Here is a 16,924-nt window from a genome sequence, read left to right as displayed (position 1 = left end):
GGCCGGCGAACTCATGGACCGGTCCGGCCTGCCGCCGGACGCGGCCACCGACCCGGCTCGTAGGGACCGGTGGCGGCAAGCCGGTGCGCCGCAGCGCGAGCCTGCCGCGTTGGCGGATCTGATCGGACACGTCGCGCTGGCCAGGAAGCTGACGACGGCGATGGGCGACGAGGGGATGGTCCTGTGGCCGGTGGATCCGCCGCAGGGCTGGCGTGACATCAAGTTGGTCGTGCGGGCCCGTCGGGTCGGTCCGTACCGGCTGTCCGAGGTGGGTGTGTGGGGGCCCGAGTACTCCGGTCAGGTCGAACTTGTCATCGAGTTGTATAACGGTGACGCCGTCGTGGATGACGTCGCGGTGAATCTGTTGGAGAGTCTGCGGCCCGCTGAGCCGGCGCCGATGGCTCCGCTGCCCGTCGGTAGCAACGGCGGGAAGGAGTTCCCGGTCGACCGGGCCTGGTGGGGCCATGGCCGGGCGTCGCTGGGCACCGTCACGCTCGACACGCTCAACGCTCTGGCCGGAGTGCTGCGCACCGAGCCCGGGATGGGCCGAACCCACTTCATTCCCCACCTACTGCACGGGACTCTGCTGTCCCTTCTCGCGGGCGGTCCCGGACCAGCGGGCCTCACCTCCACCCTGCGGAATGCGACACCTACCGGTCTGGTCCGGATGAACGGCTCGCCTTGGGTTGTCGTCGCAGCCCAGTTGCGCGTCACGATGCTGTCGGCCCGGCGTGCGACGGGGTCGAGAGAGGTGTTGCTGCCCGGCTGGGTCGAGGTCCTGCTCGATCCAGCGGCGGCTGCACAGATGCGGGAGTACTACTTCCCTGCACCGCGAGCGCTGCGGGATTATCCGACAGAGCCGGCCTACCCGCGCGCCCCCATGCCCGACGCCGCCCAGCGCCCACCCGCTGGCGTCGACTCCGGCCAGTGGGAGCGGGTGATCACCGATCGGGTGTTGGGGCGGGCGACCGCGCGGCGGCTGGCCGGTCTGGCCGCGGCTTCTGGTTTGCCGTTGGACAACCGGCTGTTGTCGTGGGTGGAGGCGGTCGGGCGGGTGCCGGATCCCGCTGAGACGGCCGATGGTCTCGGTCTGACCGACGCCGGGCCGGCGCTGCGGCTGGCGTCGGAACTCGTGATCGATCCGCGCGCGTTGGCGGTCTTCGCGTCGGAGATCCAAGCGTTGGTCTCCGACGGTGGTGGGGTTACGGCGGCGCGGCTGCTCGGCGTGCTGGCGGATCGGGGTGTACGGGCGGTCCATGAGCTGGTCTGGCTCGGTGAGATCGGTGCGCGGCTCGGGCTTTCACCGCGGGATCTGAAGGTTTTGCTGTCCTTCAGGGATTATCAGGTGCCGGTGGAACTGTTGCATTCGCTGCCTGATTCGCTGTTGCATGAGGCGTTCTCGGTGGCGCAGGTGCGTCGGGCGCTCAGCTTCTTCGCCCAGTATCGTGGTGACCTGCGGGAGGTGTCCGGCGAGCCGGGTGATCCGGTCGAGCGCTGGGTCTTGATGGGGTTGCGTGACGGTCTCGCGGTGAAGTTGCTCGCCGCGGAGTTGCAGGTGCGGCCGGAGTACCTTGCGGTGATCGAGCCGCAGATTGTCGCCGCGGTGGACGCGGCCGGTGATCCGGAGGTGTACGGGTCGGCTGCGGATCGTTCCCGGTGGCAGGCGGTGGAGGTCGCTGGCCGGGTGCGTGCGGCGCTGCGTGCACAGGGTGCTGTTGCCGGTCCGAACGTCCAGCGGTATCTCTCCCTGTCCGGCCGGCTCGGATTCCCGGCGGGTGACCTCGCGTTCCTGCAGCCGTCCCGGCACCACGTGCTCCTGATGCACGAGACTTTTGGTGACGTGCCACTGGAGATGGTCCGCGACGAGTTGAAACTGCTCGGTGAGGGCCAGGCGGCGCCCAGTAGGGCACTGCACGCCGGTCTGCCCCGCAACGGCTACTCGGCGAGCGAAGCGGCCGAGTGGGCCGACCGTCTGCACATCGACGTGTCGGAATTCACTCACCTGACGGCTGAGGTGCCGTGGTTCGATCCGCAGGCCGTGCTGGTCGCGGGACGCCGTGCCGGGCTGACCCACGCTAGAACTGCTGCCCTCGCTGATCTTTCTGTGCGGATCGGCCGGATCCCGGACGACCTCGGTCAGTTGGCATTGCGGCTGGGCGTCCCGCCGGGGTATCTGCTCCGGGTGGCGGGGCAGATCGGGGTGGACCCGCGCCACTTGTTGCCGTTCCAGGATCCACTCGCCCGCATGGTCAGCGTAGCTCCCAAGGTGTACGAGATTAGTGACAAGATTGGTTTGGAAGACCTTGCCGGTCAGTTAGGAACTGCCGCTGATCGGATCCCGGTTCTCGACAGCCAGATGCGGGTTCCGTGGGCCTTCCGGCAGGTCTTCCGATGGATGGCCGGACCAGGTGGCCGACGCTACGACTCAGCCTGGATCGCAAAGTACCTGCCCATTCTTGTCGACCGACGGTGGCCCGACGAATTCGAGCAGACTCGCGAGAGCGAGGAAATAGTCAAACTCGCGCGGGGCATCCAGGCGGTCAAACGTCGGGCGTCGACTGCACTTATTCGGACGCTGAACGGACTCGCCCCGACTGTCGATGGCGGTGCCGGGCTGAATCTGGCGATCGCGCTCAAGGCGTGGCTCCCCGAGGTTGCCGATCAGCGGCTAAAGGAGCTGGACCGTGCTCCCTCCGGCCTGAATGCGATGATGAAATGGCTGACCGAGACGATTGAGGAGCAGCTGGAACACCGGAATGCCTTCGATGCCAAGGTGGAAGAGGCCGCAGCGCAGATCGTGCGGAATTTCCTCAAGGCGGGCAAGCCGGAGACCCAGGGCCGTTTTGAGGGAGTAATGCTGCTGGCCCTTGAAGATGGCACGAACCAGTCAGCGGTCGTGGTCGAGCGTGAGGTGGCGAAGCTGGCCGGTCGACCGGCTGGCGATCACGCGTCAGTTGATTCCGACATCGACACCCTCGTCAGCCGACTCGCCCAGGATCTCCGGACAACACTGCCGGAGAGACTCAATGTATTCGGCGCGCACCTGTGGCCCGGCGTGGCTGAGCAGATCGACCCTGTCGTCACCGACTACGTCGATGAATTGCGACGGCGCTTGCTGGTGATCCTTCAGGACAGCCCGCCCGACCAGACGGAACGTCAGACGGTGCCGTCGGCGTTCACTGACGCCGCACAGGCAGCGGCCAGCGGCTTCGGTCAGCGGCTGAAGGCCCGCATCGAAGAGGTCTCCCACCGTCGCGACGAGCTCGTCCGAGCTAGTCAGGAACGATCAGCCTATACCGCCAATTGGGATTCAGCGCATAATTCCGGCAACGACGAGGAGCTCCACCTCGTCGCTGTGCACAACGCGGACACCGCGTACGTACGGGCGACAGCCGTGCTGGCCGCGACCGCGCTAGGACTGGCCCCCGACCTACCGCGCCCAGCGGACCGCGAACGGGACGACACCGCCCGTATCGCGGCCGGGTTGACGGCATTGGCTGCCCTGTACCAGGAAACGCTGCCGTACCTTCCGCTGCACCGCACCGTCGACACCATGACCGATCTGGACCTTCTCGGCCAACTCGAAAAACTGCCCGACCCCCGGCTCACCGACGAGCAGTTGGCGCGCGGCGGCGAAGGATGGCTTAGTACCTGGTGGTCGGTGTGGTTCCACCCAACACTGTCGTCCAAGATCCGGGAAGACTTCACCGCCCGACGTTGGCTTGACCATCGAGCTGTCGTGCGACTGGCGGAAGAGATCGGGGTCAAACCCGACGAGGTGCGGGACTTAAGTCTAACCATCGGCCGGGTGCCATCCGACCTGCTGGCGTTGGCGGACGAGTTCGGGGTCTCAGCGAAGGATCTGTTCACGCATGCACATGAATGGGACGTCGACCCGGTCCTGCTCGGTGCACGCGGTGCCGACGGCGTCGCGGACACCTGGACGGCGTTGCTGACGCTGGGCAGCAGGGTGGTGTCGGGCAGTTACCTCGCCCAACGGGCGGACACCGGTCTGGTCGTCACCGACGGGCTGGCGATGCCCTTGAGCGAACCTACCTATGAGCAGACGCTCAACCATTTCGCCCGCGTCCTCGGTGTCCGCCGGACCAGAATGGGGGCCTACAAGCTGCCCTTGAGAAAACTCGGCAGCTGGCACCGGTTGCTGCGTTCGCTCGCCGACGATGCGGGGCTTGACCCGCACGACATGGCGCTCCTAGCGGCCAGGCTGCGGGTGAGCGTGGCCTGGGTGCGGGCGTTCAGTCTGACGATCGGTCGGGTGCCGACCGACCTGCCGGAGATTGCCGGACGTCTGGGTGTCGCCGATGCGGGTTTGGTTCTGGCGTACGCCGCGGAGCGGGCTCTGGACCCGGCGGAGCTTACCGAGGCTGACGGGCTGGGTGGGCTGGCGTCCGGTCCGCCTTCTCGGCGGTTCGAGCCGGTCGAGCAGCTTCCGGACACCTCGCCGAGGCGCCCCGATCCGACGATGCTCGAGTGGATTTTGGCGGTCTACAGATCGACCGGTCGGCTGGCCGAGAATCTCGTGGGCTGGGCGGAACGGGCGGGGCTCACGCCCGCCGAGTTGGCAACCCTGTCCGGCAGGCTCGGACAACCTCCCGACTCGGTGGCGATCGCGGCGCAGGTTCTTGGCCCGACAGGCGGGGGAGTCGTTCGTACCGTCGAGACGCAGTTCGCCGACTGGACAGGCAGGTTGGAGCGAGACGCGCACCTGCAGGCCGGCGAAATTAGCTGGGCAGGGGCGAGGCTGGGCAGTAACCGTCTGAGCCTGCAGCATCTGTCGGCGCAGAGCCGCGCCGTGCAGGACCAAATTCTCGCCCTGCGGATCAGGGACAACCGGCTTTCGGCCTGGTCGCTGACCAGACTGGCGGAGGATCACCCGGAGGATTCCTTCGATCTTCTGCGGGCCGCAGCCGACCGGATAGGCCGGCGATCGGAGGCTGTCACCCCGTTCATCGACAGTCTGCCGGTGCCGCGAGGTGTTTCCGTCGAGTTCGAGAGAAAGGCAGGCTCCGACCTGACCGCAGTCCGTAACCTGATGCGTAGGTCCGGCGTGCGGGTTGCCAGCCAGATCGACGATGAGTTGGACCTGAGCGTGCCGCTGAACGGCGACCCCAGGTTCTGGGAGAGGTATCAGAGGTCCGCTGACCAGCTGCCGGATGTGGAGTCGGTCACCATCCAAACCGGGTACGGTGAGCATTACGTCTCCTATCTGCGGTTGGCGGAAGCGTTCTACGCGCATCAGCCGGTGCTACGGCGGTTGGGAATCCTTCCGAAGGTGTCGCGTGCCGACAACGTCGAACGGTTCGGTTATCCGACGGTCCCGGCGTTCCTGGCCGATCAACGTCGCATGGACCGCGCGCTGTGGCTGGACGTCGAGTGGCGTGAGACGGACACTGTGACGTTCCGGCTGCCCACCGTCAGCGGACCACGGTTGCAGGCGGCTGTGCTGCTCTACTACAGCCTGGTCAGGGCTGCGGCGGGAAGTGACCCCGGCGGGGTGGCGAGAGACTCGGTGTTCGCGCCGGCGGACGACGGCGGCCGGCGGACGATCATCGACCGGACGGTCGTTGACCCCTACGACGCGGCACGGCGTTTGTTCTCCGTCGTGCCTGACGCGACCGCTCAGGCGCAACTCGCGGCGTTGTTCCTCGTCGACGGTTGGGAGGGTGGCCCAGGCCTGGACCGAGTCACGGCCGAGGAGCCGGGCCGAGTTGTCGCACCGGGCCACCGTTACTCCTACGAGTTGCCTCCGTTGGCTATCGGTCCGGTACGGGGCGAGTCCGTTGATCTCGAGGCGGTTGGGCGACGACTCGTAGCGTGGGGGAGCTTCAGCGAGTCGGTTCCCGGGTTGACGGGGAGTGGGCGCTTGTGGTTCGACCACCTCCGGGGCCGGATCAGGGGGAGTGCGACCGATTCGGAGGTTCTGCTCATCTTCAGCACGCCGGGGCAGGTCCTTCCTGAGTTCGCGGGAGTCGGCCTGACTGTGGGTGATGCGGTGCGGCTGTTGCGGTCCGAACAGCTTCCGTTGCCGGCGAGTGTGCTGGCGCGGGCACACGCCGTGCTCAACGGCCTGCCGCCGGACCCGGGACCCACCGACGACTGGAGCAGGTCCGGCCTGGAACGGTACGACCATGCCTGGGCGGACACTGTTCGGGATGTTCGGCTGATCGACGAGGTGTACCCCGCGGAGGGTCGGTGGCAGGACGGGGCCGATCTTGAGGAGCGGGCCTGGCTTGCCCCGGTGCTCGGGGAGCCGACCGCCCGCATCCGTTCGAGTCTGCGTGGATGGGTCGCCGAGAGAGTCAGGCGCGGTTTGTATCCGGTGCCGCATACCGACGACGACCCGTACGGTCTGCTACCCGGCGGGGGCCGCGGCCTGTACGGGGTGCGGGTTGCTTTCATGGTCGACCTGCCGGTGTCGCGGTCGGTGAACCCGTGGACCTCCGTGGATCCGGTGGACCGTAGCCGCCGGATCGAGCAGGTCGGCATCGGCCCGGGCGAGTTGGTGCTCGACCTCGACGGCAAGGCCGTGCGTGTCTCGTTGGATCTCGGCGGGGCTGGGCGGCCGTGGCGCAGGCTCGGCTACGTTCTTGATGTCCTGCGCCGTTACGGTGCCCGCCCGACGCCCGGCTCGTTCACGGTCGCCGTCGGCGGTTTGGACAAGATTTCCGAGGCGGAGACCGCGGCCCGTGGACTGGTGCGGCAGCACGCCGGCATGCTCAGCCGGCTCGCCGCCGATCCGGCTGCCGGTCGGGTCCGTGAGCCGTTGGGCCGTGACGGGTTCGACGGCGCGATCGAATCGATCGACGGGTCCCTGGTGCTGCGTCTGTTCGAGCCGTCGACTCTGGATTTCGCGTTGATCCAGGCGAACATCAAGATCGCGTTGGGTCTGCTGCGGGCCGCCGGTCGCGGCGTCACCGATCTGGGCGGGGACGGACCGCAGGTCGGTGGCCGGGCTGTCGGCACGGCCGATCACCCGGGCGGCGGTTGGCTCCTGCACGACGATCCCGACGATGCCACATGGACCTTTCTGGAGAGTCTGTTCGGCGACGGAGCCGATCTTTGGCAGGTGGCCGCGTTGTTCCTGGTGAATCCCTGGCATCCGGGGCCGGGTCATGAGGGGCTGCCGGTCGGCCTGAGTGCGGATGAGGCGCGGCGGCTCGGACTTCCGTCGCCGTGGGACGAGGACGACTTCGGCCACGCCGCCGTCGAGTATCCGAAGATTCTGTTGGCTGCTCTGGCCGAGCAGGGGCTGATTGCCCCGGGCATGCGTGCTACCGATCTTGACGGGGTCGTGTTGCCGCCGGCGTTCTGGTCGGGTTTCGTGGACCGGGTCCGGCAGGTGTGGTCGCTGGCAGCGGCTGGTGAGGGCGCTTCGGTGGTCGCGGAGCGTACGCGGGCGGCGGATGCGGTCTGGGCGGAGTTGCGCGCGAGCGGTATTCCGTTGGCGGATTGGCATCGGTGGTTCACGGCCGCGGCTGAGGATGTCGACATGCCGGACGCCGACGTCCCCGTATCCGAGGCTGCCGTCGCCGTATCCGACGGTGACGTCCGTTCGGTCCCTGCCCCCGATGCCGCGTTGTTGCGCCGGATCGAGTTGTCTGTCGGCGGGGACTCGTTCCTGAGGGTGGTTGTGGACGCCGCTCGCCGGCAGGGGGTGGATCTGCCGGCGGAGGCGGCCACGGTCGAGGGGTTGGGTGGTTACCTGGAGAGGCGGGCGGGTGCGGACTCGACGGGTGCCTCGCCGGCGCTGACGGTCGGTCAGGTGATCGCCGCCGCGTTGCCGTTGGGCGTTCAGCTCGCCTTGCTGCCTGATGTGGGTCCTGCGGCTCTTGCCGGGCGGACGCGGTTGGGGTTGCGGGGCGAGGTGGCCGCCGGTATCGACCGGGGTGATGACCGTGTCCGGCTGCTGTTGCGGCTGTGGCTGCAGACGGTGGGACAGGAACAAGGACCGGAACAGGAACTGTCTGCGCAGGATTTGCTTCTTACCTTGTTGTGGGGCTTGACCGAGGGACGTGCTCAACTTCCGAGCGTGGGTCGGCTGTTGGCCAGACTGCTGGCCCGGCCGGACCTGGGGTCCAGTGTCGCGGCCCCGGCCGCGGTGGCGTTCGTGGCGCGGGCGCTCGGTGTCGAGATCGTGTTGACCTCGCCGGAAGGTTCTGTCGCGTTCGGGCCGGAGTCGACGCGGACGCTGCACCTGTGGCAGGGCCCGACCGGTTACGACAGCTACGGTCCGCGCCCTCAACCGCTGATCATGACTGAGTCGCCGCAGATTTTCGACGCGGAGCGGGCCCGGATGCGGCTGCGGCTGGATCGGACTCTGGATCTGATTCCGTTGCGCGACCGCCTGCCGTTGGTCGAGGTGGACGGGATCAGCCAGGTGGCGACCGGCGTCTGGTTCAGACTCGCCGAGGACGACGTGGACAAGAACCGGCTGAACCAGCTGCTGGCTCACCGGGGAGTCGTCATCAGACGCGGTGGCGGCCGGGTCGGTATCCGCGTACCGGTTACCGGCCGGGACCAGCTGCTCGTCCGGGTGTCGCGAGAGATCTCCAGCCTGATCGCACCAGAGGAGGTCTTCGTCACCGTCACCGCTCAACCACGCGGCCGAGTGCTCGACGACGCGGCGCGGGACCGGCTGAGCCGCCTGGTCGACGGCCACTCTGCCACGCTCCAGCGGATGCTGGAGGCGGATACGCCGCGCGACGCGGACATGAGCCTTAATGCCAAGGCCCGTGTGGACGAGGCGTTCAAATTGTCCACCGAAGGCACCCAGCTGAGCCCCGGGATCATCCAGGCGCTGGCCCGGCTGGCCGCCGCCGCAGTGGCGGCCGCGATGCGTGGCAGCCACTACCTGGACCACGACCTGCCCCTGGATCACCGGCCCGAACCCGACGACGCCGCAGCCGACCAGCGCGAGGTGGAACTCCGCTCCGACGAGCCGTTGGACCCGGCCCAGACCCTCCCGGCCCGCCGGATGATCGACGAACTGTTCGTCGAACCGGACGACCAGCGGGAGGCCGCGGCGCTGTACCACCTCGGCTGGTGGCCGAATCCAGAGTTCGCTCCGGGCTGGAACGATCTCGCTGGTGCTGGTCCGGTGGATCGTGCGGGTTGGGTGCCGGTGGGCCGAGAGATAGACGGTGAACGCTACCGGGCGCGTTATCCGGGTCTGAAGGTCGCCCAGACCAATCCGGAGGACTCGGAGACGAACTGTGTGTTTGCGTCGATCGTCGCCGACGCCAACTGGGGGTCGGATGGCCGTGAGTGGTTGGTGGCGCCGGACTCGGTGGTGACCGAGGTGGGGGTCCTGGAGGGCTACGCGGGTGCCGAGCTGCGGGAGGTGGGGAGCCTCGACGAGGTCGAGACGCTGATGGCGGGCGCGGTGTCGGATCGGGCGTCGGGGATCGTGGTGGTGAACGGTGCCGACGGCGGGATGCCGCATGCCTTCAACGTGTTCCGTGACGAAGACGGTCGGGTGGTGTTCTGGGACGGCCAGAGGGGTGAGCAGGCGTCGGCGCCGCGTGATGTCTCCCGGGTGCGGTTGGTCGTGACCAGCGGCCTGGTGCGGGGCTGGACCTTGTCGGACACGGCGGCGCAGTTCGGTCTTCAACCGTTGTCCTACCGGCCGACGGATCTGGCCAGTGTCGTCGCGGTGTGGGAGCCGTACCGGGTCGGGTGGGGTTTGAGTTCCGAGCCGCATGTGGCGGTGTGGGAGCCCGATGGCAGTGTCCGGACCGAAGGTGATCCGACGCGTCCGCAGATTTCGGTGGCCCGGGTCGGCGATGGTTACCTGCCGTTGGGGTATCTCGGTGGCGGGGTCGTTCCCGCCGAGTTGTCGGCGTCGGAGGTGGCGTCCGGCCGGGTGACTGTGGCGCTGTTTCCGTCGGCCCCTCCGGCGGACACAGACTTGGGCGAAGCCATGGACCGGTTCCGCCGGCCGGCCGAACCGGAGCTCACCACCGCTCACCTGGCGGGCGAAGACAGGGAACCGGAGGTGAACCCGCGGTTGGCCGCGGACCGGAACCCGGAGCTCACCACCGCTCACCTGGCCGGCAAGCTCCTCGACCAGACCGGCCTGTGGCGGCGGCGGCACGTAGGCGGCGTCCCGGCTGGCTCGGGCCTGTGGCGGAAAGCCGGTAGGCGGCGGCACGCGCCTGCCTCGTTGGCGGATCTGATCGGACACGCCGCGCTGGCCAGGAAGCTGACGACGGCGATGGGCGACAAGGGGATGGTCCTGTGGCCGGTCGATCCGCCGCAGGGCCGGCGTGACATCAAGTTGGTCGTGCGGGCCCGTCGGGTCGGTCCGTACCGGCTGTCCGAGGTGGGTGTGTGGGGGCCCGAGTACTCCGGTCAGGTCGAGCTCGCCATCGAGTTGCACAAGGGTGCCGCCGTCGAGCGCGTCTCGGCGAATCTGTTGGAGAGTCTGCGACCCGACGAGCCGACCCCGGTGGCTCCGCTGCCGGAAGGCAGCCGCCGCCGCCGGGAGTTCCCGGTTGACCGGGCCTGGTGGGGCCAGGGCCGGGCGTCTCTCGGCACCGTCGCGCCCTACACGCTCAACGATCTGGCCGGAGTGCTGCGCATCGAGGCCGGGTCGGGTCGGACTCCCGATCCCGACCTGCTGCACGGGAGCCTGCTGTCCCTTCTCGCGGGCGGTCCCGGACCAGCGGGCAGCACCCTCACTTTGCGGAATGCGACACCTACCGGTCTGGTCCGGATGAACGGCTCGCCTTGGGTTGTCGTCGCAGCGCAGTTGATCTCGACGAGGCCGGCGACCGGGCGCATGTTGGAGCCGACGGCGAAACTGCTGCCCGGCTGGGTCGAGGTCCTGCTCGATCCAGCGGCGGCTGCACAGATGCGGGAGTACTACTTCCCTGCACCGCGAGCGCTGCGGGATTATCCGACAGAGCCGGCCTACCCGCGCGCCCCCATGCCCGACGCCGCCCAGCGCCCACCCGCTGGCGTCGACTCCGGCCAGTGGGAGCGGGTGATCACCGATCGGGTGTTGGGGCGGGCGACCGCGCGGCGGCTGGCCGGTCTGGCCGCGGCTTCTGGTTTGCCGTTGGACAACCGGCTGTTGTCGTGGGTGGAGGCGGTCGGGCGGGTGCCGGATCCCGCTGAGACGGCCGATGGTCTCGGTCTGACCGACGCCGGGCCGGCGCTGCGGCTGGCGTCGGAACTCGTGATCGATCCGCGCGCGTTGGCGGTCTTCGCGTCGGAGATCCAAGCGTTGGTCTCCGACGGTGGTGGGGTTACGGCGGCGCGGCTGCTCGGCGTGCTGGCGGATCGGGGTGTACGGGCGGTCCATGAGCTGGTCTGGCTCGGTGAGATCGGTGCGCGGCTCGGGCTTTCACCGCGGGATCTGAAGGTTTTGCTGTCCTTCAGGGATTATCAGGTGCCGGTGGAACTGTTGCATTCGCTGCCTGATTCGCTGTTGCATGAGGCGTTCTCGGTGGCGCAGGTGCGTCGGGCGCTCAGCTTCTTCGCCCAGTATCGTGGTGACCTGCGGGAGGTGTCCGGCGAGCCGGGTGATCCGGTCGAGCGCTGGGTCTTGATGGGGTTGCGTGACGGTCTCGCGGTGAAGTTGCTCGCCGCGGAGTTGCAGGTGCGGCCGGAGTACCTTGCGGTGATCGAGCCGCAGATTGTCGCCGCGGTGGACGCGGCCGGTGATCCGGAGGTGTACGGGTCGGCTGCGGATCGTTCCCGGTGGCAGGCGGTGGAGGTCGCTGGCCGGGTGCGTGCGGCGCTGCGTGCACAGGGTGCTGTTGCCGGTCCGAACGTCCAGCGGTATCTCTCCCTGTCCGGCCGGCTCGGATTCCCGGCGGGTGACCTCGCGTTCCTGCAGCCGTCCCGGCACCACGTGCTCCTGATGCACGAGACTTTTGGTGACGTGCCACTGGAGATGGTCCGCGACGAGTTGAAACTGCTCGGTGAGGGCCAGGCGGCGCCCAGTAGGGCACTGCACGCCGGTCTGCCCCGCAACGGCTACTCGGCGAGCGAAGCGGCCGAGTGGGCCGACCGTCTGCACATCGACGTGTCGGAATTCACTCACCTGACGGCTGAGGTGCCGTGGTTCGATCCGCAGGCCGTGCTGGTCGCGGGACGCCGTGCCGGGCTGAGCAAAGAAGAACTGCCTCTCCTCACCACATTTTCTGTGCAGATCGGCCGGATCCCGGACGACCTCGGTCAGTTGGCATTGCGGCTGGGCGTCCCGCCGGGGTATCTGCTGAGGGTCGCGCGCTTGATCAAAGACAGTGTGGACCCACGCCATTTGTTGCCGTTCCAGGTTCCGCTCGCTCACGCGGTTTCCGGTTCCAGGTCCGAGACGAGCCTCGCCATAGAGTTTGATACCCACGCGGACAGGTTCCCGATTCTCGATGACCAGTTGAGGGTTCCGTGGACCTTCCGGCAGGTCTTCCGGTGGATGGCCGGGCAGGGGGGTCGGCGCTACGACCCGGCCTGGATCAGCGAGCACTTCCCGAAGCTTGTTGATGATGTGCCCCAGGACGACATTGCCGTGCTCGTACGTCAGATAGATTTGGTCGCCAACCGCGCGTTGGGTGCCTTGGATGGGACGCTGAACGGACTCGCTCCGACCGCCGAGGGCGGTGCCGGGCTGAATCTGGCGATTGCGCTCAAGGCGTGGCTTCCCAGTGTTGTCAATCGGCTTCGACAGGATCTGCAGCTTGCTTACATCGGCCTGCAGAGTATGCAATTGCGTCTGACTGCGGATATGCCGGAACAGCTAACTGATCGGCATGAACTCGATGTCAAAGTGGAACGGGCCGCAGAGCAGATCGCGCGTAATTTCCTCGACGCGGGCAAGCAGGGGACCCGATACCTGCCTTTTGAAATCATGATGCAGGCGGAGCTCGACCAGGGCGTGAACCGGTCAGTGGCCGCGACCAAGAGTCAGGTGGTGGAGCTTGTCGGCCGACGAGCTGGCGATAGTGCGTCAGTTGTTTCCGACATCGTTGACGACATCGTTAGCCAGCTCGCCCAGGATCTTCGGACAACACTGCCGGAGATGGGCAGACGAGTGGAACCGTCCCTGTGGCCCGGCGTGGCTGAGCAGATCAACCCGGTCGTCTCCGACTACATCGAGGAATTGCAAGGGCGCTTGCTGGCGATTTTTCAGGACAGCCCGTCCGACCAGACGGCACGTCAGGCGGTGCCGTCGGCGTTCACCCACGCCGCACAGGCGGCGGCCAGCGGCTTCGACCGGCGGCTGCGGGCCCGCCTCGAAGAGGTCTCCCACCGTCTGGGAGAGTTCCTCCGGGCTAGTCAGGAACGATCCACAGCCTATGCAGCTTTTCAGGAGCCGCAGAGCACTGCCATCAGTCTCGCCGCCCTGCACAATGCGGATTTCGCCTATGTGCGGGCGGTCGCCGCACTGGCGGCGACCACACTGGGACTGGCACCCGACCTGCATTTTCCGGCGGACCGTAACCAGGCCGACGTGACCGGCCTCGCGGCCGTCCTGACGGCATTGGCTGCCCTGTACCAGGAAACGCTGCCGTACCTTCCGCTGCACCGCACCGTCGACACCATGACCGATCTGGACCTTCTCGGCCAACTCGAAGAACTGCCCGACCCCCGGCTCACCGACGAGCAACTGGCGCGCGGCGGCGATGCGTGGATCCGTTACTCATTGGAGGGGGGAGCGTTCATTGGAATTCCGCCCGCAGAGCTTTTTGTGGACTTCACCGAGCGACGTTGGCTCGACCATCGCGCTGTCCTGCGGTTGGCGGAAGCGATCGGGGTCTCACCCAACGAGGTGCGCGAGTTCAGCCTAACCATCGGCCGGGTGCCATCCGACCTGCTGGCGTTGGCGGACGAGTTCGGGGTCGCAGCGAAGGATCTGTTCACGTATGCACGCGACTGGAGTGTCGACCCGGTCCTGCTCGGTGTGCGCGGCACCGGTAGCGTCGCGGCCGCGTTGGAGAAAGTGCGGCAGCAGCCTGCCGACGAGGGCCCGCCGGACTCGTACCTCAAAATGCTGGCCGACGTCGGTCAGGTCGTCACCAACGGCTACACCGACGAGCAGTATTACCTCGGCCTCGCCCGGTCCCTCGGGCTCCGCCGGACCAGACTGGGGGACACCGATACGGTGCCCTACGGGAAACTCCGCAACTGGGATATGGTTGTTCGCTCGCTCGCCGACGATGCGGGGCTTGACCCGCACGACATCGCGCTCCTAGCGGCCAGGCTGCGGGTGAGCGTGGATTGGGTGCGGGCGTTCAGTCTGACGATCGGTCGGGTGCCGACCGACCTGCCGGAGATTGCCGGACGTCTGGGTGTCGCCGATGCGGGTTTGGTTCTGGCGTACGCTGCGGAGCGGGCTCTGGACCCGGCGGAGCTTACCGAGGCTGACGGGCTGGGTGGGCTGGCGTCCGGTCCGCCTTCTCGGCGGTTCGAGCCGGTCGAGCAGCTTCCGGACACCTCGCCGAGGCGCCCTGATCCGACGATGCTCGAGTGGATCTGGGCGGTCTTCAGGTGGACCGGTCAGCTGATCGATGATCTCGACAAGTTCGCGTATAGCGCCGGGCTCACCTCCGCTGAGCTGGCAGCCGTGTCCGGCAGGCTAATGCAGTCGCACCAACTGGTGTCGGTCGCGGCGCGGGACATCGTTCCGACCGGCAAGGGAGTCGCTCAAACTGTCCAGACGCAGTTCGCCGCCTGGGTAGACCGCTTGGAGCGGCACGCGCACCTGCAGGTAGCCGACATTGAATGGGCGTGGAGGCGGCTGCGCTCGAACGGCCTGAGCCTGCGGCATCTGCCGGTGGAGAGTCGCGCCGCGAGGGAAGCGGTCCTTGCCCTGCGCATCGAGGATTGGCGGCTTTCAGTCTGGTCGCTGACCAGACTGGCGGAGGATCACCCGGAGGATTCCTTCGATCTGCTGCGGGCGGCGGTCGACCGAGTAGACATGCCTGTAGTCGATGTCACCCCGTTCATCGACAGTCTGCCGGTGCCGCCAGGTGTTTCCGTCGAGTTCGAGAGAAAGGCAGGCTCCGACCTGACCGCAGTCCGTAACCTGATGCGTAGGTCCGGCGTGCGGGTTGCCAGCCAGATCGACGATGAGTTGGACCTGAGCGTGCCGCTGAACGGCGACCCCAGGTTCTGGGAGAGGTATCAGAGGTCCGCTGACCAGCTGCCGGATGTGGAGTCGGTCACCATCCAAACCGGGTACGGTGAGCATTACGTCTCCTATCTGCGGTTGGCGGAAGCGTTCTACGCGCATCAGCCGGTGTTACGGCGGTTGGGAATCCTCCCGAAGGTGTCGCGTGCCGACGACGTCGAACGGTTCGGTTATCCGACTGTCCCGGCGTTTCTGGCCGATCATCGTCGTGACTCGGGCCGTGCGCTGTGGCTGGACGTCGAGTGGCGTGAGACGGACACTGTGACGTTCCGGCTGTCCGGCGTCAGCGGACCACGGTTGCAGGCGGCTGTGCTGCTCTATTACAGCCTGGTCAGGGCTGCGATGAGAATTGACCCCGGCGGGTTGCCGAGAGACTCGGTGTTTGCGCCGGCTGGCGACGAACCTCAGCGGACGATCATCGAGCGGACGGTCGTCGACCCCTACGACGCGGCGCGCGATCTGTTCTCCGCTGTGCCTGACGCGACCGCTCAGGCGCAACTCGCGGCGTTGTTCCTCGTCGACGGTTGGCGGCGTGACCCGGGCCTGGACCGTGTCGCGGCCGAGGAGTCGGACCCAGGTTACGAGTCGGACCCAGCTGACCAGGACAGCGAGCCGGAGTCGGGCCCTGACGATGTCCCGCTTCTCGATCGTGGTTTGGACTTCGAATCCGGCCCGCAACCTGGCCCGCATACCGACTCCGATCCGAGCTCGCCCCGGCAGGTTCGACTCCGTAACTCCTACGAGTTGCCTCCGTTGACTATCGGTCCGGTACGTGGTGAGTCAGCCGATCTCGAGGCGGTAGGGCGACGACTCGGGTTGTCGCGCAGTCGCGGCGGGCTGGTTCGCGGGTTGACGGAGAGTGGGCGCTTGTGGTTCAACAAACTCCGGCGCTGGTCCGGGGGGAGGGCGACCGATTCGGAGCTTCTGCTCATCTTCAGCACGCCGGCGCAGGTCCTTCCTGAGTTCGCGGGGGTAGGACTGACTGTTGGTGATGCGGTGTGGTTGTTGCGGACCGAGCAGCTTCCGTTGCCGGCGAATGTGCTGGCACGGGCACACGACATGTTCAACGGCCTGCCGCCGGACCCGGGACCCACCGACGACTGGAGCAGGTCAGACCTGGAACGGTATGACGAGGAATGGGCGGACACTGTTCGGGATGGTCGGCTGATCGACGAGGCGTACCCTGCGGAGGGCCGGCGGCCGGACGGGGCCGAGCTCGAGGAGCGGGCGTGGCTTGCCCCGGTGCTCGGGGAGCCGGCCGGCCGTACTCATTCGGGCCTGCGTGAATGGGTCACGGATCGGATCGGGCGCGGTTTGTATCCGGTGCCGCACACCGACGACGACCCGGACGGGCTGCTGCCTGGCAGGGGTCGCAGTCAGGACAAGGTGTGGGTTGATTTCACGGTCGGCCTGCCGGTGTCGCGGTCGGTGAACCCGTGGACCTCCGTGGACCCGGAAGACCGTAGCCGCCGGATCCTGCGGGCGGCCCGGCAGGCCGGCATCGGCCCGAACGAGCTGACAATCGACCTCGACGCCAGGACCGTAAATATCTCGTTGCATCTCAGCGGGGCCGGGCGACCGTGGCGCCGGCTCGGCTACGTTCTCGACGCCCTGCGCCGTTACGGTGCCCGCCCGATGCCCGGCTCGTTCAAAGTGACCGTCGAGAATGACTACGTGAAGGCCGCGGAGGCGGTCCGTCTCGTTGAGCGGCACGCCGACGTCTTCGACCGGCTGACCGCCGATCCCGCTGCGGGCCGGGTCCCCGGT

At 67.6% G+C, this 16,924-nt stretch carries 1 protein-coding gene (only partly in view); it reads left to right on the top strand.

This entire window lies inside a single protein-coding gene on the top strand: locus EDC02_RS25690, encoding a toxin glutamine deamidase domain-containing protein (RefSeq protein WP_123604161.1). The 43,140-nt coding sequence extends 13,235 nt beyond the window's left edge and 12,981 nt beyond its right edge, so the window shows coding positions 13,236–30,159 (codon 4,412, partial, through codon 10,053, complete); the first complete codon in view begins at position 2. Both codon boundaries (start and stop) fall beyond the window edges.

This window comes from Micromonospora sp. Llam0 (genome assembly GCF_003751085.1).
Lineage (GTDB): Bacteria > Actinomycetota > Actinomycetes > Mycobacteriales > Micromonosporaceae > Micromonospora_E.
Note: the sequence above shows the minus strand (reverse complement) of the source record. Positions and strands in the feature narration are given on the sequence as shown.